A 22,211-nucleotide genomic window follows, 5' to 3' on the forward strand; every position below is an offset into this window, starting at 1 on the left:
GCGGCAATTGCCACGGTGTGCAAAAAGCTCACCCTTGGCACCGGCACGGTAATCTCGCACCGCCACCCGATTCATCTGGCGCAGTCCATGGCCGGTCTCAGCACCATGTGCGAGAACCTCATCATGGGTCTCGGTCTGGGCACCTTTCCCCATGAATTCGAAGCGGCCGGACAAAAGAAGGTCACGCTGCAAGATCGCGCCAATGTCGCCAAGATCAATGCCCAACTTTGCCGTCGTTTCTGGGCCGGCGAAAAGATCAGCTACACCGACGATTATTACGATTTCAAAGACGTCGAGCTCAAACCGACGCCGAAAAAACCGATTCCGATCTGGTACGGCGGCGGCACACCGGCTTCGGCGCGCCGCGCGGCGGATTACTGCGACGGCTGGATGCCCGGACGCATTCCGACAGCGACGTTCAACAAAATGTACAAGTATCTCGAAGAGCAGTGTAAGCTCGCCGGACATCCAATGGTCACCACCGGCGCGATTCCAATCACCAGCATCGATAAGAACCGCGATGTCGCGCTCAGCAAGGTCAATACTAAAGGCTTGATCGCCGAGGGTAACGCGCCGAGCAAGAAAACCTGGGTCAAGCCCAAGTCCGGCACCTTCTCGACGGTCGAAGACATCGAAGGCTTGCTGATGGCCGGCACGCCGGCGGATATCGCTCGCGATACCAAACGCTACGAAGAAGCTGGCCTCAATCACATCGTTTTCGACCTGCGCTTCCGCTACGCCGACTGGTACCAACAGATCGACTATTTGGGCCAAGAAGTTCTGCCGGCAGTGCGCGCGTAATTCGCGCTGGTTCGTCACCGCTCGTGTTCGTGCATCGCGTCGATCACGAACACGAGCGCGATTTTTAGGAGTTCCCATGCGTACCGAAAAAGTAAATTTCTACAGCGACGGCATCAAACTCGCCGGCGTGCTCTATCTGCCGGATGGAGAACAAGGGAAACCTTACCCTGGCATCGTCCAGGGCCCCGGCTTTCTCGGCCTCAAAGACGCCAAGCATTACATCTTGATGTTCGAAAAGCTCTGCGCCGCGGGCTATGCCTGCTTATGTTTCGATTACCGCGGTTGGGGCGATAGCGAAGGCAATGACCGCGGCTGGGTCATGCCGGCGTGGCAAGCGGCTGACATCCGCAGCGCGCTGAGTTTCATGGAAAGCCGCGATGACATCGATTCCGATCGGCTCGCCACCTATGGCTCCGGCGGCACCGGCGGCGGCAACGCCGTCTACGTCGCGGCCATCGATGCCCGGGTGAAATGCTGCGTGAGCTATTTGGGCGTCAGCAGCGGCCGGGAGTGGCTCCACTCCATGCGCCGCGAATATGAGTGGATCGATTACCTGAAGAGCATGGAAGAGGACCGTAAACTCCGCGCCACCACCGGCAAAAGCGCCATGGTCAGCGCCCGCGAAGGCGGTATCATGGTTCAGACCCCGGAGCGCGTCACCACCACCATCAAAAAAGACGTGGCCGATAAAATCCCCGATGCCATGCCGCTGGCCTGCGCCGAAGCGATTTTAGAATACAGCCCCATCGACGTGGTGCACAAGATCTCGCCCCGCGGCGTGCTCTTCATCGCCGTCGAAGGCGACGCGGTGACGCCGGAAAAACAGTCCTTCGATCTCTACGAAGCGGCCGGCGAGCCGAAAAAGTTGGTGCTCTATAAAAAGACCACCCACTACGGCATCTACAACGATTACTTCGACGATGTCGCCGCCAACGTGGTCGACTGGTACAACCGCCATCTGAAGTACCACAAAGTTGAAATAACCGAGTCGAAGTAACGGTAAAACTTCTCTCGCTCCGAACTTGGCGTCTTGGCGCCTTTGCGGGAGAAAAATCTTAATTCCGAGGAGCTCATCATGAACAAAATTTCCTTTGGCGTGCGCGTGCCCAACTCCGGACCGCTGTCGAGCATCGAGAACATCGTGAAAGCGACCAAGGCTGCCGAGTCCATGGGCTTCGACGCGGTCTGGGTCCATGACCATGTGGTGTGGAGCTCGGAGATGCACCGCCATCATATATCGTCGGGCGCCGCCGAAGCGTTGACCGATACCCAGGACGCCAATTTTTTCGAAGCGACGACGATCCTGTCCTACTTGGCCGCCGAGACCAAAAAAATCGTCCTTGGCGTCGCCTGCTTGGTCATGCCGTGCAGAAATCCGATCTACGCAGCCAAGCAGTACTCAACCCTGGACATCCTTGCCCAGGGCCGTTTGCTAGTCGGCGTCGGCTTGGGCTCCAAAGCGACCCGCGAGTCCGATGAATTCGGCGTTTTCGGCGTGCCCTACGATCGGCGCGGCGACCGGACCGATGAATATATCGAAGCCATGAAGGCGATCTGGACCCAGCCGCTGGCCTCCTACAAAGGCGACTTCATCGAGTTTAAGAATGCCGAAGTATTTCCCAAGCCGTTTCAAAAACCCCATCCGCCAGTGTGGGTCGGCGGCTGGATGAAGCTCGCCGCCAAGCGCGCCGGTAAATACGGCGAAGGCTGGATTCCCGGCTGGCTGTCGCCCAGTGAGATGAAAGTCGGCTGCGACGTTTTGAATAAAACCGCGCAGGAAAACGGCCGCGATCCGAAAAAGATCACCATCGCCGTGGAAAAATTGGCGACCATCGCCAAAACTCGCGAAGAGGGTTTGAACTTGGCGATGCCGACGCTAAAAACTAGCAGCGAAAGCTACGAGCGCGACATCGACAACATGCAGTTCGCCTTGGACCGCCATATTTTCGGCTCGGTGGACGACGTGCGCCGCCGGGTAGACGAGTTTATCGAAAACGGCGTGCAGCACTTCGAACTCAAGATCATCTATCCGACCATGGACAGCTTGAGCCGCCAGATGGAACTGTGGGCGGAAAACATTCTGCCGCGATATAATTAAAATTAATTTTCAGGAGATTGTTTTGAATTTGCAATTCACTGTAAACGGCAAACCCTGGTCGCTGGACTGCGAGCCAGCCGACACGCTCGCCGAAGTGCTGCGCAATCGGCTTAACTTGAACGGCACGAAAGTTTCTTGCGAAGTTGAAGTGTGCGGCGCCTGCACAGTCCTGGTCGATAATCTGCCGGTGAGCGCCTGCACCTATCTCGCCTACGAAGCGCGCGGCAAAAACCTTCTCACCGTCGAAGGTTTGGAAAAAGCCGACGGCACGCTCCATCCGATCCAGCAGGCGTTTATCGACGAGTTCGCTTTTCAATGCGGTTACTGCACGCCGGGCATGATCATGGCGGCAAAATCTTTGTTGGACGAGAATCCCAAGCCGACCCGCGATGAAATCATCCACCACATGGACGGCAACATCTGCCGCTGCACCGGTTATGTGCCCATCGTCGCGGCGGTCGAGCGCGCCGCGGACATGATGTCTAAGGAGAGCAAAAAGTGAGCGGCGAGAAGCAAACTGATTTCCAGATCGTCAATCATTCGATCCCGCGCCGCGACGGCCGGGTCAAAGTCACCGGCAAGGCGCAATATGTCGCCGATCTGCGGCTCATCGGCATGGCCTACGCGAAGGTGCTGCGCAGCCCCTTCGCACATGCGAAAATTATTTCCATCGATAAGAGCAAAGCCGAAGCCCATCCCGGCGTTTACTGCGTCGTCAGCGGCTTCGACCTCGACGGCTTGAATCCTTATTTCGGTCACGCCGTCAAAGATCATCCGTTGTTGGCGATCGACAAAGTGCGTTACACCGGCGAGCCGGTGGCGGCGGTGGTCGCGGTCGATGAACGGACAGCGTTCGAAGCGTTGGAGTTGATCGAGGTTAAGTACGAAGAGTTGAAAGGCGTCTTCACCCCCGAACAAGCGATGGCTCAGGACGCGCCGCTCTTGCACGAGAAAAAGTTTGAAGCCGGCGCCCTGCGCGGCTTCGAGGGCGAGGTCACAGCCGGCAAAGGGACCAACATTTGCCAAACTCATAAAATCCAGTGGGGCGATGTCGACAAAGCTTTCAAAGAAGCGGCCTCGGTGGTCGAGGGCAATTACTATTTTCCCATGACCTACGCCTACGCCATGGAACCCTACGTCGCCATCGCCGATGTCACCGACCAGGGCGTCAACGTTTATTCCTCGGCGCAACATCCGTTCATGGTGCGCCATGACTTAAAATCGATTTTCAATTTGCCGGTGAGCAAAGTGCGCCTGATCGTGCCCTTCGTCGGCGGCGGTTACGGCAGCAAGTCCTATACTAAAGTCGAACCGCTGGCGGCCGCCTGCTCGTGGAAAGCCAAGCGACCGGTGAAACTACAACTCACCGTCGAAGAAGCGATGTTGACCACGCGCAGCGACGACGCCTACACCTGGATGAAAACCGCCGTCGATAAGAACGGCAAAATCATCGCCCGCCAGGCAAAAATCTTGATGAACACAGGCGCCTACGCCGAGAACAGCCCGCTGGTGGTCGAGAAGTCGACCAACCGCTGCGTCGGCCCCTACGCGATTCCCAACGTGCTAATCGAAAACATGTCGCTATACACGAATACCGTGCCGGCCAGTTCCTACCGCGGCTTCGGTTGCGCCCAGGTGACGTTGCCGGGTGAATCGCAGATCGACGAGTTGGCGACGAAAATTGGCAAAGATCCCTACGAGTTTCGGCTATTGAATGCGGCGAAACCCGGCGAAGAATTTTTTCCCGGCATGCGTCCCTTCGACGGCACGCTCAAACAAGACTTGGACACCGCGGCCAAAGCTATCGGCTGGGGCACGCCGCTGGCGAAAGGCCACGGTCGCACCGTCGCCGTCTCCGGCAGCGACGCCGGCGCCTATCCGCTGACATCCACCGCCGTGCGCGTGCATGCCGACGGTTCGGCAACCATCATGACCGGCAGCACCGAGCTGGGTCAGGGCAGCCACACCGTCCTGCCACAAATCGCCGCCGAAGAATTGGGAATTGCTTATGACAAAGTCAACGTGGTTGCTTCGGACACCGCGATCACGCCTTACGATCGTTCCACCGGCGCGAGCCGGACGACGACACTGATGGGGAGCGCGGTCCAGGAAGCTTGCCAAGAAGCGATCCAGCAAATGGTCGTCATGGCCGCCGACGTATTGAAGGTGAAAGTCGACGAGATCCAAAAAGTCCGCGGCGGCGTGCGCTGCGGCGAAGTCCAACTCGACTGGTCGCAAGTGATCAGCAAGTTTTACGCCCTGCCCGATGGCGAAGTCATCGGCCGCTCCTACATTAGAAAGTCCGGCAAGTTCGCCGCCCTGCCGGTGTTCTGGGAAGCCGCCGCCACCGGCGTGGAAATTTCCGTCGACGAAGAGACCGGCAAAATCACCATGGAAAAACTCGCCACCGTCGGCGATGTCGGCCTGGCGATCAATCCGGCGCTCGCCGAAGGCCAAGACATCGGCGCCGCGACTATGGGCATGGGCATCGGCCTGTTCGAAGAACTCGTCTACGAAGGGTCGCAGTTAATGAACGGCTCCATTCTTGACTACCGTTTGCCGCGCTTTTCCGATTTACCGAAACATGTCGAATTGCATCTAGTACAAAACCGAGACGGCGTCGGCCCCTACGGCGCCAAAGGCGGCGGCGAAGCGTCGTTGAATTCGATGGCCGCCAACATCGCCAACGCCGTCGACCAAGCCGTCGGCGTGCGCATCCGCCAAGCGCCGCTGACCCCAGAACGAGTCTGGCGCGCGCTGAAAGAAAAAAACAAGTAAGAAAACCAAAGCTATTTCGATATCGACCAATCGAAAATCCAAAATCTTTATGATGCCCTTAAGAAAATTCACCATCCACCAACCGAAGACCATCGCCGAGGCATCGCAGATGCTCGCCCAGTTCGGCGACAAAGGCCGGCTCTATGCCGGCGGCACTGAACTGCTGCTGGCGATGAAGCATGATCTGCTGCGCTACGAGCACCTGATCGATGTCAAAACCATTCCTAATTTGAACCAGATCGAAATGAAAAACGGCGCGCTCGTTATCGGCAGCACAGCGACCCATCGGGCGATTGAAAAATCACCGCTGGTGCAACAAAGCCTGGCGGTGTTGGCCGAAATGGAAACCAAAGTAGCCAACATTCGCGTGCGTGCCAGCGGCACTCTCGGCGGCAATCTTTGTTTCGCCGAGCCCCACTCCGATCCGGCGACTTTATTGACCGCCCTGGGCGCTAAAGCACAGATCCAAGGAAAGTCCGCGGCTAGAACCGTCGGCGTCGATAAACTCATCACCGGCGCATACGAAACTTCGTTGGCCGACGACGAACTCCTCGCCAGCGTGGAAATCCCGCTGCTGACGAAAAGCCAACGCGCCGCCTATCTGAAATTCCAGCTCAAAGAACGGCCGACCCTCGGTCTCGCGCTGGTCCTCGACCTCGACGGCGATACCATCAAGAAAGCCTCGGCGGTGGTCGGCAGCGTCAGCGCCGCACCGACCCAGTCGGAAAAAGCCAACGGCTTGCTCAGCGGCCCCCGCGCCCAAGTTGAAAAGCAACTCGGCGACGCCGCCGAAGCCCTGGCCCAAGCCGCCGATCCGGTCGATGATCTCGAAGGCGGCGCCGACTACAAGCGCCACTTGATCGGCGTGTTTCTGCGCCGCGCGTTCATTAAAGCGCTGGCATAAACCTCACCCAGAGCTATTTACCAAATCGGCGCGATCATTCGCCGGCGATCGTTTTTTTCTCGCTGGTCCTGCGGGCCAAGAAAAATAAATTTACCCGCCTCATGCGCTTTTGATGCGATTAGGTAAACCTGCGTAAGCCTTTTTCATCACTCCAGCATCGCTGCATTTTCACGTCTTGCAATGGGATTTTCATCCCGGTTATGATCTGAGGCCTGTCCACCAAGCTCGTACTGAAGTTCTGGATGGAGGTGCGCAGATGAATATTTTCAGCAAAGTCTTCTTGGAATTGTCCAGGGAAGCCGTCATCGTCCTTGACTGGGCGTTGCGCAATTGGGCGATCACCGCGACGATCCTGCTGCTGCTGATCGTTCGGACTGGCAAACAAAGACGTATGAAACAGCAAAGCCACTAAATCCGGTGGCCAGTCTTTCACGCAGCGGTTGGCATACGGCGGCCAGCACCCCAACCGATCGTCACACCAAGCGCCAATTTGACGCTCAAGTGTAGCCACAGGTCGCTTGACCCACCGCCTTTTTCTGCGCTAGTCTCCGCTCAGCTAATTTTAATTGCATTACTTTCAGCGCCTGCGCGCCGGAACATTTGAGGAAATCCATGGCTGGAGAAAAAAACGTCAACAACATTACCTTTAGAATTCGCCACACCATGATGTTGGTCAGCGATCTCGACCGCAGCATCGATTTTTACACCCGCTTGTTGGGCATGGATGTCCAACGCTTGCGCCCCTCGCCCGATAAGAACGAACGCGTCGGCTATATCGGCTACGGCACCGAAGACGAATTCCCCGGCCTGGAAATGATCGAAACCGGCGGCCCCGGCCATGTGCCAGAAATGCCCAAGTGGTACGGCCACATTGCTATCTACGTTTCCGATCTCTACAAGTTGAGCGAAAAACTAAAAGCCGAAGGCGTCAAATTCACCCTCGGCCCCCAGCCCAATCGCCCCGGCAGCCAGGATAAAGTGGCCTTCATCCAAGACCCCGACGGATATCTGTTGGAGTTAACCGAGCGCCACTCGACCAGCGGCGCGCCGGTGCGAGTCAGTTGAGACAATCCGTTCGCGCAAGCGCCACCTAGCGCGCGCGCACGAACATGGCGTCGAACTGTTTTGAATAGTCGGCGAGTTTTTCCGCCAACTGCACACGACTCGGAACGACTTTGAGATTGGTTGGATAGGCGTCGGGTTTCAATCCTGGTTTCGCCGACTCCCGGCCGCGCTGAATAAAAATCTTTTGCCCCTCGTCCGACAGCGCGAAATCGATGAACAGCTTCGCCGCGTTTGGATGGGGCGCTTTTTGAATCATGCTGATCGGATGGAGCGCGATGATCGCCGGCTCGAAAGCGACCCAATCCACCGGCGCGCCCTGCTTTTTCATCAGCTGCGGACGATACCAGTAAGCGACGATTTGCAGATCGAACTCGCCGGCGGCGAGCAGCTGCGTCACCAGCGAGCGGCCGCCGCGGATCGCTACGTTTTGCTTGGCCAGCGCCTGCATGAACTCCATGCCTTTCTTCTCGCCCATGAGATGGAGCATGTTGGCGAACCAGCGGTCTTCGTTTTGGTCCAGCACCATGCGCCCCTTCCAGCGCGGGTGGAGCAAATCTTCGTAGCGCTTGGGAATCTCGTCGCGCTTGACCCGCGTGGTGTTGTACGCCGTGGCGATCAAGTTGTCGTACAGATCGGTCCAGTAGCCGTTGGGATCCTTGAAGCCGTCCGGATAACTCGCCGCGAATGGCGACGCGTAGGGCTGGATGAAGCCTTTTTTCTGCATGTGATAGGTTTCGAACTCGCCGACGCTGACCACGTCCGCGATGTATGTGTTCGTCTGCCTCTCGACATTCATCCGGCTAAAAACTTTGTCATGGGTCGAGCGAAAGATGTCGGTCTTGATGAACGGGTACTTGGCTTCGAACGCCGCCGTCAACGAGCGGGCGAACTCGGTCTCCACCGAAGTGTAGAAAACCATTTTCGCTTCTTTGCGCGCCGCGTCTATCAACGTTTCCGCGCCATGGCTGTCAGCGCTTAGGCTCAGAGAAATCACCATCGCTGCGAAAAGAATTTGCATCATCGCTTCACACCTCGAACCTCAGGAAGTTTTCTTGCCCCAGGGCAGCTCGCGCTTATTGGCGACGTCGAATTGCGAGCGGCCGGTGTAGTAAACGTTTTTGCCGTAAACATGTAACGACACGCTCGGCTGACCCAAATCGTTCTCGACGCTGTGAATCGTCGGGCTTGGCAGCACCACCGCTTGACCGAGAATAAATTCCATCTCGCCGACCCGTTCCAGCTCGGCATAACCCGAACGCGAACCGTCATCGAGGCGGCGCCAGAAAACATTTTTCTCAGCGCCGCGCAAGCCCACCACCACGCCCCAAGTGCCATGATTGTGCGGCAAGGTCGCGCCGCCCGGCAGCCAGGTTAATATCGCCACGGCTAATTCATGGCCCGCCTCTTCATGGAGCAAATTGAAACTAAAACCGCTCTCCGCCATGGTCTCGACGGGAGTGATTTCCTGCAGCTCGGGATTGACCGCAAACCGTTCCGCCAGCGGCGCCACTTGGCGGAGAATCTGCCGCTCATCGGCGCTCTTCGAAGTGATCGCGCACAAGTCTTCGATGAAAGATTGTAACGAATAAATCGCGTCCACGTTAATCTCTCAGCGGCGGATCTGCGGCGGCATCGCCTGCGCGATAGTTGCCCAATCGGAAAATCGGCCGACGTTGGCATGATCTTCAGCCGAGCGATTCCAGGGACAATCGATCAACGCCACACGCAAGTTCATCCGGCCCGCCAAATATTGCGCCATCGGCAGCGAATCCTCCACCGCCCAACAATAGTCGCGCGCTGCTAACTCATCAAGGCTGATCGCCACCGTGTTGTCCGTCGCAAAGCGCCCGTACTTGTTCACCATGGTGAAAGAATCGTACGCCACCCGGTGCTGCGCCAGCCAGGCCAACGACGGTTCGTAAGAAGCTGGCGGCCGGCCGGTGACAATGGCGATTTTGAATCCGGCATTGGCCCACTGCGTCAATGCTGCAATCGCCGCATCGATGGGCGCCATCTGCATCAGCTCATCGGGCTCATGCACGATGCGATAAAGCGAGTCCCGCTCCTCCGACCGCAAATCGCAAGCCGTACCGATATCAAAATCGGTCAGCTGCTCGTAACTAATTCGTTTACCGAACTCGCGCTCGACAATGACGAGAAAACGGCGCGCCGTTTCGCACAGCACGTCGTCGAGGTCAACATAAATAGAAGTCGATTTATTGCCCATCGATGCGCAGCTCGATCCTTCCCGTCAGTCCGTCGATTTGTAAATTAGCCGAACGTAAAAATAGCCGGCCGAGAATGCCGATGACTTCGACGCCATGCTGACGATTCTTGTCGCGCAACGACGGTACACCGACGCACTCGATCACGTCGGTGAAATTTGTTTGTCCGCCGCCATCGTCAAGCGCGGGCAGAGAAATTCTACCGACAAACTGCCTCAGCGTGCCGTAGCCGTGAATGCCATGAACTTCGCGCATGCCGCGCAATGATAGCTGCAGTTCTTCGGCAACCTCAAGATCGATCATCGCTCCATAAGCCCCCGTGTCGATGAGTAACTCGCCACGCGCTTCGCGCCCAAGCTCGTCGTCATGGCGAGACCAGGCTCCGGGAATCAGCGGACCGACAGTTTCCAAGCGCTGCGCTGTCGTCTCAGAAATTAATCGGTAGCGCCAATGGCTCTTCGGTTGCATCACGACATTGCCAGTTAGCGCTTAGAGACGAACTCATTATCGCGCACGATAAACCGCAACCGCTTGTCCTTCCACTTACCCGCGTAGTCGACGCCGATGCGCGGCGTCGCGAGCATCTTCGGCGCCGGCTCGCCGCGATCTTCGACATACAGTTCCTTGCCGCAGGCGTCGGCGTCGTTTAGCCTTCGGTCGATGGCGAAGGCCTGGCATAATTTTCCCGGACCGCTGGCGAGATTGCGTAGCTCATCGGTGCGTCGGCACTGCTTCATCATCTCGATACCGGTCAATGGTTCGACGGCACGAATCAACACCGCCGCCGGATAGTCTTTCGCTTCGGTCACCAGATTGAGCATGTTGTAAAAGCCATAAATCAAGTAAACGTAAACCCGCCCCGGCGGGCCGAATATCACTTCTGTCCGTTTGGTTCGGCCTTTCGAGCCGTGACAAGCCAAATCCTGCGGGCCGATGTAAGCTTCGGTCTCGACAATGCGCCCGATGCAGTCACCATCTGAGTGCTTGCGCACGAGAAACTTCCCGAGCAAAAGCTTAGCGACATCGACAGTCGACTGTTCGTAAAAAGAGCGTGATAACTTCAATGGCAGGTTGGTACGACGCAATTCATTCTGAATTCTGGCTACTGACTCCTGCGTCCTCATCCCACCTGTGGCAACCCGTCATCGATCTCCACCCAAGGCGCCTTCGAGCTGACATGAGTATGCTTCGACATTTTAATCCCCGGATCGCTATCGAGCGTCCCGACGCGCAGGCGTAGTTGATCCGGGTCTTTCGCTTTGCGCTTCAACAACGGCGAGCCGCAGCGGCCGCAAAACACCCGCTGATAACCCGGCGATGATTGCCACTCTTTGAGCAACTCCTCTCCGGCGACGAAGCGAAACGAAGCTGCTGGAATCGTCGACCCGCTGGCGAATGCCGATCCCGACATCTTGCGGCAAAGACTACAGTGACAATTGGTCACCGTGCCGAGCGCGCCGTCGATTTCGTACTTCACACCGCCGCAGAGACATGAACCTGTGAGCATGACGCCTCCGGTCAAATGAAATATTAAGAGTGGTTGTTACAGCCCGTAGAATCGCCGCGGATTGTCGTCGACGATCTTGCGCGCCACCGCTGCGGGTATATCTCCGGTCGCGCCGCGCCGTTCGATCACATCCAACGCTTCGATCTCCGCCGACTGATCGGCGTGACTGTAGTCGGTGCCGATCATCAAGCTGTCTTCGGTGCCGTATTTCAGAATGTAGGGCAGATCGTCGTTGGTGTGGCAGGCAACGTAGAAACGGTACTTGCGAAACAGATCGTCTTTTACCTCGATGGGCAGAAAAGTTCGGCGCAACATTTTCGCCATCAGATCGGCGTGCAGAAACGGCACCCAAGAGGCGCCGGTCTCGATGAAACCGAAGCGCAGCTTGGGGAATTTATCCGGCACGCCATTCTCCGCCAACGCGCTGAACGCCGCGATGGCGATCATGCCGCCGCCCAATCCGTTGCCCGGCACGGTCATCGACTGGATGTGGCTGGTCGCGTTGTGAATACAGATCGGCATGTCCAGACGGCTCGCCTCTTCGTACACCGGAAAGAAGTGCGGATCGTTGGCCGCGCGGTCGTCGCACTCGATACCTTTCTTGAATACACCGCAGGCACCTTGATCCTTCGCCCACTGAACTTCCTTGACCGCCTCTTCAATGGATAAATATGGCATCATCGCGACCCAACGCAGCCGGCCTTTAGTCTTCTCCGTCGAAGCGGCGATCCAGCGGTTGTAAGCTTTGCACAACGCTAGCTCGATCTCCGGGCGAGCTGTGTAGGAATGCAAAAACATGGTCGGATATAGCACCTGCACGTCGACGCGCAGCTCGTCCATATGGCGCAGCCGTTTGTCGACATCGAGCAACTCGCGGGTCTCTTTGACCGTGCCGGTGCGTTTATCGTCGCGCCAACGGCGCAGCAAGATCGTGCCGTCGATCATCCACAACCGATGCGGCCGCGCATCGCCATGGGCCGTTGCCCCACCCGGATCGAGGGTCACCGGTTTAAAGCGCTTGTCACTCTCCGCGAGGTAATCCCAAGTTGCATCCGTTTCATCCACATGGGCATCGACATCGACACGAAACATAAAACCTCCTAGCAGTGCTCTTAGCGCTGCGTGTTAAATTATGACAAGCGTCATCGAACGATGAAATAAATTCAAGTTAACGACCAAATTATAGGAAATCAGTCAGAACCTCTTTGGCATCTTCAAGACACTCGCTCGACACAAGCAATCTAACAGCGATGTTCCGTGCCAACGCAAAGTTCTCGCCTTGCGCAAGATACGGGATATCTTCGGCTTCAAGAATCGATTTGATGATCGAAATTTGCCCCGCGTCCGCGGTGCTCAAGACTTCTACTAGATCGACGAACTCTGGTTTCGCTTCTACAGGCAATTCTACGATCAGTGCGACATCGCAGTCGTGACACCGCGTGAAGCCGGGGCGATACTCGGATCGACAATTTGGGCAGTACATTTATTGCACACGCTTGGCTCGACGCGAGTCAGCTACTTAATCTCCCGCACCAAACTCCAATCCACTAACTGGCTGAGCGGAATATCCTTGGTCATCTTGAGCCGCTCTTTGGTCAGTTGCACGTCGAGGTTGACGCCTTTGTCGGAAATCATGCCGTCGTCACTGAAGGAATTGAGCGACGTGTCGTAAGCTCTTGCCGCTTGCGCTGGAGTAATTTTCAAATAATCGGCGAGCATCAGCACCGTCTCGTTGCGGTTCTGTTTGAAGTAGCGCGTGCCGCGCACGGTGGCGCGGACCACTCGTCGCACTTGGTCGCGTTGGGTTTGCAGTTTGTGATCGGTGACCGCCATGCCGGAGAGCGGCAGCTCGATGAGATCGCCGAGGTAAACTAAGCGCTTGAAGCCCTCGTCCTCCGCCTTGACCGCGAAGGCGACGTCGATGGGCGTAGCGTCGATGGCGCCGGAGCGCAGCGCCGCTAGACGCGTCGGACTTTCGCCGGTGACGATGATCTTCACGTCTTTGTCCGGCTCCATGCCGAAATGGCGCACCGCCACACGCGATAAATAGTCGACGGTGCCGGCGACGGAATCGACGCCGATGACTTTGTTCCTGAGATCCTTGGCTGACTGGATCGTCGAACGCGCGACGAGAACGTGCAACGGCCGATGCGCGATGCCGACGACGTTTTTAATCGGCACGCCGGTAACCGCGGCGCGCAGCGCCGAACCCCACGCTAACAAATAATCGATGTCGCCAGAGATCAACGCCTTGACGCCCAGCGCCGGCTGCATCTGGACTTTATCGACGTCGATGCCTTCGTCTTTGTAGAATCCCTTGCGCGTCGCCACTACCACGGGAAACTCGAACAAGCCGCGGCTCGGCGTGGCGATGGATACGCGCTCGGCGGCGGGCGCGGAGCTGACGGCAAGTAGGGACAGCAGCGTGAATGCGAATAGGTGGTTGATAATTGCCCTTATCATCGCGGTCACCTCACCGTTTATTCCATGCGCACATTTTTCTTGAAGTCGTACATGGTCGAGTAGTCGCTTTCGTACGTGCAAGAGATGCGATCCCGTGGCCAGCCGCCGGCGAAGCATTTTTTTAGAAAACTCATCATCAATTTCCATGCGTCGTTAGCCGCCGCCTTGCGGTAACGTCCCGGCATGGTGTCGTTGAGCCAGCCGTGGGGCGCGTCGCGATAAATGCGCATGTGGCAGCTCTTCTTGTACTTTTCAAAACAGTTGCGAAAGCGCGCGACATCGTCGACGGAAATAATATGATCCGCCTCGCCAAAGACGCCGAGCACCGGGCAGTGCACGCGCGCGACCAGTTGATCGATGGGCGTCGGCCGCAGTTCATTGCCGAGCCATTCTTTGCCGCCGATGGCGCCGTAGAGCACAACCACGCCGGCGATGTCATCACGGTTGGCCACGACCAGCACCGGCTGGCGGCCGGTTTGGCAAACCCCGATGATGCCGATCTTCGAGCTGTCGACTTCCTTGAGCCGTTTTAAATACTCTACCGCTGCGTTCAAATCCGCCAACGCGCCGGCGTCGGTGAGATCGACACGCTGTTCGCCGCGCAGCACCGCTTGGCGATCGCCGGTGAAACGGTGAAACAAGTCCGGCGCCAGGCCGACGAAACCCGCCTGGGCCAACTTGGCGGTCAAATCTTTGGTGTGCTGATCGACGCCGTAGCGCTCGTGCAGAATGATCACCGCCGGCCGCTTGCCTTTGCCCTTGGGCAACGCCCGCGCGGCGCTGATGCCGCCGCCGTATTTGATCATCGTCGTTGCGCCGCCCGGTGATTTTTTAACCGCCATCGTTACCTCCGCATGAACTGAGAATTTGCTTACTTTGTAATCCGGCCAAGCTTATCCTTGGCCTGACGAACGAGTCAAGGCGGGCGCCACCGCTTGTCGGAGCGCCCGTCTCGCCGTATATTCGCCACTGTGAACCTTCAAGATGGCTCGAATATCGTCGCCGATTTAGTCACCATCGGCAGAAAATCCGGCCTTCCGCACCCGGTGGAACTCCGCTTTCTCTATCATCAAGGCAGTTTCTACGCGACCTCAAGCCGTGTGGCAAGCAAACATTGGTGTCAGAACCTGCTCAAAAACCCGGCCGTCGAAATCCGCGCCAAAGGTGAAACAGTCTCCTGCACCGCCACACAGATAACCGACGAAAAGCGCCGGCGCCAGATCCTCACCCTGCGCGACCCGAAACCCGATCTCAACCGGGTAGTCTTCGAGATCACACCGAAGCCTTAGCGCCACCCTCCCTGAAGTCTCCCTTCGTAAAGGGAGATTTAGAGGGATTTTCCTCGCGTCAGCAAGGCAATTGCAACAAACCGTAGCGCGCTTACTTTTTCGTCTCTTCTTTTTGCTCGGGCGCCTTCTTATCCAAATTTTCTCCGGCTTTGATCATGCCTTCGACCATCGCCTTCTCTTTTTTCATGCCTTCTTGAATGATTTTCTGGGCGTCTTTCGCGGCCTCAGTGGAATCTTTCTTCTCACCGCAGGCCGAGAGGGCGGCAATCGTGCCGACGATCAAAATCATACCGATTAGCTTAGTCATGCTTACCTCCAGATTTTTTGCTCCACTTGGGAGATAACAGCAATCTCGCCGCCGGCGCAAGGCTTGGCGCCGGATCGTTAGTTTTACTGATTTTCGCCCGGCCATCTGCTAGTCTGAGCCGATCATGGGAGCAGCGAAACAACTCATCGCAGTGATAATCCTGTTGGCGCTCCTGTTTGTCCGCACCGCCCACGTTGAGGCTCAGGCGCCTGGCAAACTCAAAATCGGCAACAATCTAACCGTCAGCGAATTGGGCGTATGGCGGACGATCCACAAAGGTGTCGAGTTTCGGACAATCGTCGTCGAACGGGGTGAGCCCAAATATCAAATGGAGCTCAAGCTGGTACGCTTTGACAGCAAACTGATTACCGTGAAAATCTTGGCCAGCAGCGATTTCTCGCTAAAGAGCGCCAGCGCCAAAACCTTCGTCGAGAAAAGCGGCGTCCTGGCGGCGATCAACGCCAATTATTTCGACGAAAAGGGCCGGCCGCTGGCCTATTTGAAAACGCTTAACCATGAAATCAATCGCAGCGTCTCCAAGCATGGGCTTTACACCGGCGTTTTCGCAGTGCGCGACGGCGCGCCGGTGATCATCCACCGCGACGAGTTTCAACCGGCTCAAGCCGGCGAAGCGCTGCAATCCGGCCCATTATTGTTAAATCGCGGCACGCCGGTGGAAACCATGCGCGGCCTCGGCCGCTACGCCCGCCGCGCCTTCGTCGGCATCGACAAGGACGGACGGACCATCGTTGGCGTCACCGACGCCGTGCTCGGCGGCTTGAGCTTCGCCGAGTTACAAGAACTTTTCGTCATTCCAAAAGCCCAGCTCGAAATCTCCGACCTGCTCAACCTAGACGGCGGCGGCTCGGCCCAGCTCCATATCAAAGCCGGCAAGTTCGAAGAATCGGTGCTGGGCACCACCGAAGTCCCGGTTGCCATCGGCTTCTTCAGCAAATCTAATTGATCAGCGAACGCGTCGAATAAGAACTCACCGCAGAGGCGCTGAGAACGCAAAGGTGAAAACAAAAAAACCTCTGCGATCTCTGTGTCTCCTCGGTGGAAATTCATTCCAGGGAGAAAAAGGCGATGCGGCTCCAGCTGAGCGCGTGGTCCGGGAGGATGCCGAGATAGAGTGTGCCGATCACGGCGATTCCGATGGCGACATAGACGAATGGCGCTTGGCGAAAGCTTTTGCCTTCGGCGCCGCCCTCTTCCATGTACATGGCGACGATCACGCGCAGATAGTAGACCACCGATAGCAAACTGTTGAGCACGCCGATGATCGCGAGATTCAAATGGCCGGCGAGCACCGCCGAGCGAAACACGTAGAACTTTCCAGTGAAACCGGCCAGCGGTGGAAAACCGGCGAGGGACAGCATGAACAAGGTCATGGCGAAGGCGATAAACGGCCGCTTGGCGCCGAGCCCGGCGAAATCGCTGTAGCCCTCGCGCCGCTCGTCTTCTTCCGCCAGCGAACTCAGCACGGCGAAGGCGCCGAGAGTCATGAACGAGTAAGCCAACAGATAAAACAGCAGCGGCAAGCCGCCCCACTCGACGCCGACGACGACGGGGATGAGCAAATAACCGGCGTGGGCGATGCTCGAGTAGGCGAGCATGCGCTTGACGCTCGACTGAGTGATCGCCAGTAAATTACCCAAGGTCATGGTCGCGATGGTGATAATCCAAAGCGGAAAGACCCAGTCGCTTTCCAGCGGCGCCAGTTTGTACATCAGGATGCGCGCCCAAGCGGCGAAGGCGGCGGCCTTGACCGCCACTGACATGAAGCCGGTCACCGGTGTCGGCGCCCCTTCGTAAACATCCGGCACCCAAAAATGAAACGGCACGGCGCCGATCTTGAAGGCGAAACCGATCAGCAATAGCAAACCGCCGCCGATTAAATATAGCGGCCAATCGCTCGGCTGGTCGAGCATGTAGGCACTGATCTGAGTCAGATTGGTCGAACCGGTGGAGCCGTAGATCAAGGCGATGCCGTAGAGCAAGAAGCCGGTAGCGAAGGCGCCCATGACGAAGTATTTCATCGCCGCTTCGCTCGCCCGCGCGCTCGCCCGCCACATGCCGGTGAGCACGTAGACCGCCATCGACATGGTTTCGAGACCGAGAAAAAACACCATCAGATCGTTGGCCGACGCCATGACGATCATGCCGACCGTGGCGAACAAAATCAGGGCGTAAAATTCGCCCTCGCGCAGATGCAGTTGGCGGATGTAATGAATCGACGAGAGAATCGTCAACGCCGCAGCGAGCAAAAAGATCAGCGTGAAAAACAGCGCGAAGTTGTCGAGCACGATGCTGTCGTTGAACGCGCTCTCCTGGCGCCCGGTGAGCAGCAGGCCGACTTCCGCCGCGGCCAGGCCGATGCCGACCAAACTGTAAAACGCTAAGACGTCGCGGGACTCGCCCTCTTCGATGAATAAATCGCGGCCGATGACCACCAAGGCGGTGACCAGGATTTGAATCGCGGGGAGCAGCGGCGTGAGATTAACGTCCATCTGGGTTCTGCTCTCCGCTGGTTTGAGGATCGGCGACCACCGCCGGCAACACCGGCACGGCGAGGATTTTTTTCAAAGTTAATTCAACGCTCGGCTGCAAACGACTTAAGATCGGCTGCGGGTAGACCCCCATGAGCACGATAAGAAAAAGAATCGGCGCGAGGACGATCAATTCGCGGCCATTCAAATCGTGCAGCTTTTGGTTTTCCGGATTGTCGAGCGGTCCAAAGATCACCCGGCGAAACATCCAGAGCATGTAGATCGCACCGAGAATCACCCCGCTGGTCGCCACGCCGGTCCACAAGGGCGCGACCCGGAAGGAGCCGAGCAAAATCAAAAACTCACCGACGAAGCCGTTTAGGCCGGGCAAGCCGATGGACGAAAAAGTGACGACGAGTAGAATCGACGAGAAAACCGGCAGCTGTTGCCACAAGCCGCCGAATTCGGCGATCGCGCGCGTGTGGCGCCGGTCGTAGATCATGCCGACCAAGAGAAACAGCGCGCCGGTGGACAAACCATGATTGAGCATTTGATAGATCGCGCCCTGGACTCCTTGGAGATTGAGCGCGCACAGGCCGAGCATGATAAAGCCCATGTGGCTTACCGATGAATAGGCGACCAGCTTTTTGATATCGCTTTGCATCATCGCGACCAGCGCGCCATAGACAATGCCGATGACGGAGAGCGCGGTCAGACACGGCAACGCCGCCAGCGCCGCGTCGGGAAACAGCGGCATGGCGAAACGGAGAAAACCGTAGATGCCAAGTTTCAAGAGCACGCCGGCGAGAATCACCGAACCGGCGGTGGGCGCTTCGACATGGGCATCGGGCAGCCAAGTGTGAAATGGAAACAGCGGCACTTTGATCGCAAACGAAAGCGCGAAAGCGAAAAACAACCAGCTCTGCTGTGCCAAGGGCAAACGCAAGTTGTAGAGTTGCAGTAAATCGAAGCTCAGGACTTGGGACTCCTGGGCATAGCGCGTCGCCAAATAAATAATCGCCACCAGCATCAGTAAGCTGCCGGCCATAGTGTAAATGACGAATTTCAAGGCCGCGTAAATCCGCCGCGTGCCGCCCCACACACCGATGAGAAAGTACATCGGCACCAACATCACTTCCCAAAAAACATAAAATAGAAACAGATCCAGCGCCACGAAGGCGCCGAGCATGCCGGTCTCCAAGAGCAGCATAAAGATCAGATATTCTTTGACCCGCTCTTTGACCGACCAAGAGGCCAAGAGCGCCAATGGCATGAGAAAAGTCGTCAGCAAGATAAGAAAAAGACTGATGCCGTCGATGCCGACGATATATTGAATGCCGAAGCTCGGCATCCAGGCGACGCGCTCGAGCAACTGCATGGCGCCGTTGTTCGCGTCGAACAGGTTAAAGACTTGCAACGAACAGATAAATTCCGCCGCCGCCGCCGATAGCGCAACGGTAAACAGCGCACAGCTTTGGCGCCGCGGCATGAATAGTAACAACGCCGCCCCCAGCGCTGGGATGGCGAGAATAACGGTGAGAATGCCGAAGCCTTGGGTTGCCATGATTACAACTGTCCGAGAAAGTACGCTAGTAGCGCCAGCACGCCGGTCAAAAACATCGCCGCGTAGTGTTGCACGTTGCCGCTCTGCAAGCCGCGCCAGATGGTGCTAAAACCGCGCGCGGTAAACGCCACGCCATTGACCGTGCCGTCGATCACCCAGGGATCGACGAAGCGGGCGAAGAAACTAGAGAGCGCCGTGAACGGCCGGACGAAAATCAAGTCATAGAGTTCGTCGATGTAGAATTTGTTGAGCGACAAACGATAGAGCAAACCTCCGTCGGTTTCGCTCGGCGCGCCGGCGCGGCCGTACTTAAAGTAAGCGAGAGCGATGCTGGCGAGAATGACCGCGAAGGTCAGCCCCGTAACGATCAACTCGGTGCTCAATGCATCGTGGTGCGCCTCGGCTGAGCCGAACAGCGGCTGCAGCCAGCGATCCCAGCGGCTGCCCCACAGATATTCCGGCGCGCCCAACCAGCCGGTGAAGATCGAACCGACGGCAAGGATAATTAGCGGCAGCGTCATCACCGCCGGCGATTCATGGAGATGCGCCTTAGTATGATCATCGGCGCGACACTCGCCGTGAAACACCATGAACAGCTGGCGAAACATGTAGAACGCCGTCATGCCCGCGGTAATTACACCGACAGCCCAAAGCACAACGGCGCCATGACTGAAAGTTTGCCAGAGAATTAAGTCCTTGGAGAAAAAGCCGGCGGTGAAAGGAATCCCGGCCAACGCCAGTGTCGCGATCACATAAGTCCAGTAGGTCACCGGCATATGCGCTTTGAGCCCGCCCATTTTGCGCATGTCCTGCTCGCCGCCCATGGAATGAATCACGCTGCCCGAGCCCAAGAACAAACAAGCTTTGAAGAAGGCGTGAGTAAAAACGTGAAAGATCGCCGCGCCGAAGGCGCCCATGCCGACGGCGATAAACATGTAGCCCAACTGGCTCACGGTCGAATAGGCGAGAACTTTTTTAATGTCGTTTTGGCTGAGCGCGATGAGCGCCGCGAAGCAGGCCGTGGCGGCGCCGATGATCGCGATCAAGCCCAACGTCGCCGGCGCCAGGGTGAAAAGAAAATGCAGCCGGGCGGTCATGTAGACGCCGGCGGTGACCATGGTCGCGGCGTGAATCAGCGCGCTCACCGGCGTCGGCCCGGCCATGGCGTCGGGCAGCCAGACGAATAATGGCAGCTGCGCCGACTTGCCGGTGGCGCCGATGAAAAGCAAAAAAGTAACTAGCGTGATCGTCGCCGGGCTGAGCATTTTCACATGCTCGGCCAATTCGGCGAAGTTCAAAGTCCAAACGCCTTGGCGGCCGAGCTCGATGAGCAGGACGAAGATACCTAGGATAAAACCGAAGTCGCCAATGCGGTTGACGATGAACGCTTTGTTGCCGGCGATCGTATTGTTGTGATCGGTATGCCAAAAACCGATCAGCAAGTAGGAACAGAGCCCGACCCCTTCCCAGCCAACGAAGAGAATCAGTAAATTGTCGCCCAGCACCAGCAACAGCATGAAGAAAATAAACAGATTGAGATAGATAAAAAAGCGCGCCATGCCGTCGTCATGGGCCATGTAGCCGAGAGAATAAAGATGAATCAGAAAACCGATGCCGGTGACGATCAACAGCATCACCGCGGTCAGCGCATCGACTTGGAACGACAGCTCGACGTGGAACGGGCCGGACTCAATCCAGGTGTAAAGCGTATCGCGGAAAATCGTATTCGGCGCCATCCGCCAGAAAACCGACAACGCCAACGCGAAGGACCCACCCACCGCGGCCGTCGCCAACGCGCCGGCGCTTTTATTGCCGAGATTGCGGCCGATGAATAAATTAAACGCCGCGCCGAGCAGCGGAATCAGAAAAATCCAACGCAGCAGGTCGTAACTCGCGATGTTCGGCGCCGCGCTTACCATTTGAGTAACTGCATCTCCTGGGGATCGAGGGATTGGCGGTGGCGAAACGCGGAGATGATAATCGCCAAGCCGATCACCGCCTCGGCGGCGGCCACCGCCATAACGAAGAAAACCGCCACCTGACCATCGGTGGAGCCGAGATAACGGGAAAACGCGATGAAGGTCAGATTGACCGCGTTGAGCATCAGCTCGATGGACATCAGCACGATGATCAGGTTGCGCCGGATCACGACGCCGATGACGCCGATGGCGAATATCGCGGCGCTGAGAATTAAATAATAATTGAGCGGCACCATGCTTAATGTTCTCTCTTGGCCAACACCACCGCGCCGATGATCGCGACCAACAGTAAAATCGACGCCAGTTCAAAAGGCAGGACGAAATCGCTGAATAGACTTTTCGCCAGCGACTCGGGACTGCCAAACAGCTCGGTGGCCGCCACCGGATCGCCGGCGGATTCCTCCGCGCTAAAAAAGGCCATCAAGGCGCCGCCCAGGAGCAAAGACAACGCCGTGCCGAAACCCCACCAGACGCCGCCCCGCTGTGCTTCCAGCGCCTTGGGATTGAGAAACATGATGACGAAGAGAAACAAAACCATGATCGCGCCGGCGTAAACCATGACCTGTAGGATGCCCACCATGGGCGCTTGCAAAGTTACGAACAGTACCGCGATCAAGAGCAGTGCCGCGACCAGCGCCATGGCGCAGTGCACGACATTGCGCAAAAACACCACCAGCAATGACGAGATCACCAGCAGCGTGGCGAGAAAATAAAAAATCAAATTCGCGATCTTCATGGTTAA

General features: G+C 57.2%; 25 protein-coding genes. 9 read left to right on the plus strand and 16 right to left on the minus strand.

The features are described from left to right. From EXR70_15090 to EXR70_15120, 7 genes are all read left to right on the plus strand, one after another. On the plus strand, positions 1-801 hold an 801-nt coding region (locus EXR70_15090), incomplete at its 5' end, for an LLM class flavin-dependent oxidoreductase (GenBank protein MSP39810.1). Positions 802-877: 76 nt separating this feature from the next. After that, positions 878-1,798, plus strand: coding sequence for an alpha/beta hydrolase (locus tag EXR70_15095; GenBank protein ID MSP39811.1), 921 nt, complete (start codon positions 878-880; stop codon positions 1,796-1,798). A gap of 78 nt (positions 1,799-1,876) precedes the next feature. Continuing rightward, the gene (locus EXR70_15100) at positions 1,877-2,899 is read left to right on the plus strand and encodes a TIGR03619 family F420-dependent LLM class oxidoreductase (protein ID MSP39812.1); all 1,023 of its coding nucleotides are present in this window, start codon (positions 1,877-1,879) and stop codon (positions 2,897-2,899) included. Positions 2,900-2,915: 16 nt separating this feature from the next. Then, positions 2,916-3,401, plus strand: a complete 486-nt coding sequence (locus tag EXR70_15105) for a (2Fe-2S)-binding protein (GenBank protein MSP39813.1) — start codon at positions 2,916-2,918, stop codon at positions 3,399-3,401. Further along, entirely contained in the window at positions 3,398-5,677 is a 2,280-nt protein-coding gene (locus EXR70_15110; GenBank protein MSP39814.1) for a xanthine dehydrogenase family protein molybdopterin-binding subunit, read from the plus strand. Before EXR70_15105 ends, EXR70_15110 begins: the two co-directional genes overlap by 4 nt. Before the next feature lie 49 nt (positions 5,678-5,726). Beyond that, positions 5,727-6,581, plus strand: a complete 855-nt coding sequence (locus EXR70_15115; protein MSP39815.1) for a hypothetical protein — start codon at positions 5,727-5,729, stop codon at positions 6,579-6,581. A 612-nt stretch (positions 6,582-7,193) separates the two neighbouring features. After that, positions 7,194-7,646: a lactoylglutathione lyase gene (locus EXR70_15120; GenBank protein ID MSP39816.1), complete on the plus strand. Its 453-nt coding sequence runs from the start codon at positions 7,194-7,196 to the stop codon at positions 7,644-7,646. A gap of 25 nt (positions 7,647-7,671) precedes the next feature. Here EXR70_15120 and EXR70_15125 read toward each other — a convergent pair whose 3' ends face one another. The 10 genes from EXR70_15125 to EXR70_15170 all read right to left on the minus strand — a co-directional run bounded on the left by EXR70_15125 (position 7,672) and on the right by EXR70_15170 (position 14,683). Further along, complete coding sequence (locus EXR70_15125) at positions 7,672-8,667, minus strand: extracellular solute-binding protein (GenBank protein MSP39817.1); 996 nt, start codon at positions 8,665-8,667, stop codon at positions 7,672-7,674. A gap of 18 nt (positions 8,668-8,685) precedes the next feature. Next, positions 8,686-9,252: a hypothetical protein gene (locus EXR70_15130; GenBank protein MSP39818.1), complete on the minus strand. Its 567-nt coding sequence runs from the start codon at positions 9,250-9,252 to the stop codon at positions 8,686-8,688. A gap of 3 nt (positions 9,253-9,255) precedes the next feature. After that, the gene (locus EXR70_15135) at positions 9,256-9,873 is read right to left on the minus strand and encodes a bifunctional metallophosphatase/5'-nucleotidase (GenBank protein ID MSP39819.1); all 618 of its coding nucleotides are present in this window, start codon (positions 9,871-9,873) and stop codon (positions 9,256-9,258) included. Continuing rightward, positions 9,863-10,342, minus strand: a complete 480-nt coding sequence (locus EXR70_15140; protein ID MSP39820.1) for a hypothetical protein — start codon at positions 10,340-10,342, stop codon at positions 9,863-9,865. The genes EXR70_15135 and EXR70_15140 overlap by 11 nt, the downstream gene beginning before the upstream one ends. An 11-nt stretch (positions 10,343-10,353) precedes the next feature. Next, the gene (locus EXR70_15145; protein ID MSP39821.1) at positions 10,354-10,995 is read right to left on the minus strand and encodes a DNA-3-methyladenine glycosylase; all 642 of its coding nucleotides are present in this window, start codon (positions 10,993-10,995) and stop codon (positions 10,354-10,356) included. Then, entirely contained in the window at positions 10,992-11,378 is a 387-nt protein-coding gene (locus EXR70_15150) for a GFA family protein (GenBank protein ID MSP39822.1), read from the minus strand. Before EXR70_15150 ends, EXR70_15145 begins: the two co-directional genes overlap by 4 nt. 36 nt (positions 11,379-11,414) lie before the next feature. Beyond that, positions 11,415-12,470, minus strand: coding sequence for an amidohydrolase (locus EXR70_15155; GenBank protein ID MSP39823.1), 1,056 nt, complete (start codon positions 12,468-12,470; stop codon positions 11,415-11,417). 88 nt (positions 12,471-12,558) lie between these two features. Beyond that, on the minus strand, positions 12,559-12,861 hold the full coding sequence (locus EXR70_15160; GenBank protein ID MSP39824.1) for a DUF2007 domain-containing protein: 303 nt from the start codon (positions 12,859-12,861) through the stop codon (positions 12,559-12,561). Positions 12,862-12,893: 32 nt separating this feature from the next. After that, complete coding sequence (locus EXR70_15165) at positions 12,894-13,988, minus strand: ABC transporter substrate-binding protein (protein MSP39825.1); 1,095 nt, start codon at positions 13,986-13,988, stop codon at positions 12,894-12,896. Continuing rightward, a complete protein-coding gene (locus EXR70_15170) occupies positions 13,859-14,683 on the minus strand; it encodes a dienelactone hydrolase family protein (protein ID MSP39826.1) in 825 nt (274 codons plus the stop codon). Before EXR70_15170 ends, EXR70_15165 begins: the two co-directional genes overlap by 130 nt. Before the next feature lie 93 nt (positions 14,684-14,776). Here EXR70_15170 and EXR70_15175 point away from each other — a divergent pair, with 93 nt between their 5' ends. Beyond that, positions 14,777-15,130 (plus strand): nitroreductase family deazaflavin-dependent oxidoreductase, encoded by a 354-nt coding sequence (locus EXR70_15175; protein MSP39827.1) that lies wholly within the window; start codon positions 14,777-14,779, stop codon positions 15,128-15,130. Positions 15,131-15,221: 91 nt separating this feature from the next. Here EXR70_15175 and EXR70_15180 read toward each other — a convergent pair whose 3' ends face one another. Next, positions 15,222-15,437 carry a hypothetical protein gene (locus tag EXR70_15180; GenBank protein ID MSP39828.1) on the minus strand — a complete coding sequence of 72 codons (216 nt, stop codon included), beginning with the start codon at positions 15,435-15,437 and terminating at the stop codon, positions 15,222-15,224. Between the two features lie 124 nt (positions 15,438-15,561). On the opposite strand from EXR70_15180, the gene EXR70_15185 reads away from it, so the two are divergent. Then, positions 15,562-16,401 carry a phosphodiester glycosidase family protein gene (locus EXR70_15185; protein MSP39829.1) on the plus strand — a complete coding sequence of 280 codons (840 nt, stop codon included), beginning with the start codon at positions 15,562-15,564 and terminating at the stop codon, positions 16,399-16,401. A gap of 100 nt (positions 16,402-16,501) precedes the next feature. On the opposite strand, the gene EXR70_15190 is transcribed toward EXR70_15185, so the two are convergent. The 5 genes from EXR70_15190 to EXR70_15210 are packed head-to-tail and all read right to left on the minus strand — an operon-like array spanning position 16,502 to position 22,205. After that, positions 16,502-17,947: an NADH-quinone oxidoreductase subunit N gene (locus EXR70_15190; protein ID MSP39830.1), complete on the minus strand. Its 1,446-nt coding sequence runs from the start codon at positions 17,945-17,947 to the stop codon at positions 16,502-16,504. Further along, positions 17,937-19,490, minus strand: a complete 1,554-nt coding sequence (locus EXR70_15195; protein MSP39831.1) for an NADH-quinone oxidoreductase subunit M — start codon at positions 19,488-19,490, stop codon at positions 17,937-17,939. Before EXR70_15195 ends, EXR70_15190 begins: the two co-directional genes overlap by 11 nt. 2 nt (positions 19,491-19,492) lie before the next feature. Continuing rightward, positions 19,493-21,409, minus strand: a complete 1,917-nt coding sequence (locus EXR70_15200) for an NADH-quinone oxidoreductase subunit L (protein ID MSP39832.1) — start codon at positions 21,407-21,409, stop codon at positions 19,493-19,495. Beyond that, positions 21,403-21,705: an NADH-quinone oxidoreductase subunit NuoK gene (gene nuoK / locus EXR70_15205; protein MSP39833.1), complete on the minus strand. Its 303-nt coding sequence runs from the start codon at positions 21,703-21,705 to the stop codon at positions 21,403-21,405. Before nuoK ends, EXR70_15200 begins: the two co-directional genes overlap by 7 nt. 2 nt (positions 21,706-21,707) lie before the next feature. Continuing rightward, entirely contained in the window at positions 21,708-22,205 is a 498-nt protein-coding gene (locus EXR70_15210; protein ID MSP39834.1) for an NADH-quinone oxidoreductase subunit J, read from the minus strand. Positions 22,206-22,211: the final 6 nt, after the last annotated feature.

Source organism: Deltaproteobacteria bacterium, assembly GCA_009692615.1.
Classification (GTDB): Bacteria; Desulfobacterota; Binatia; order UBA9968; family UBA9968; genus DP-20.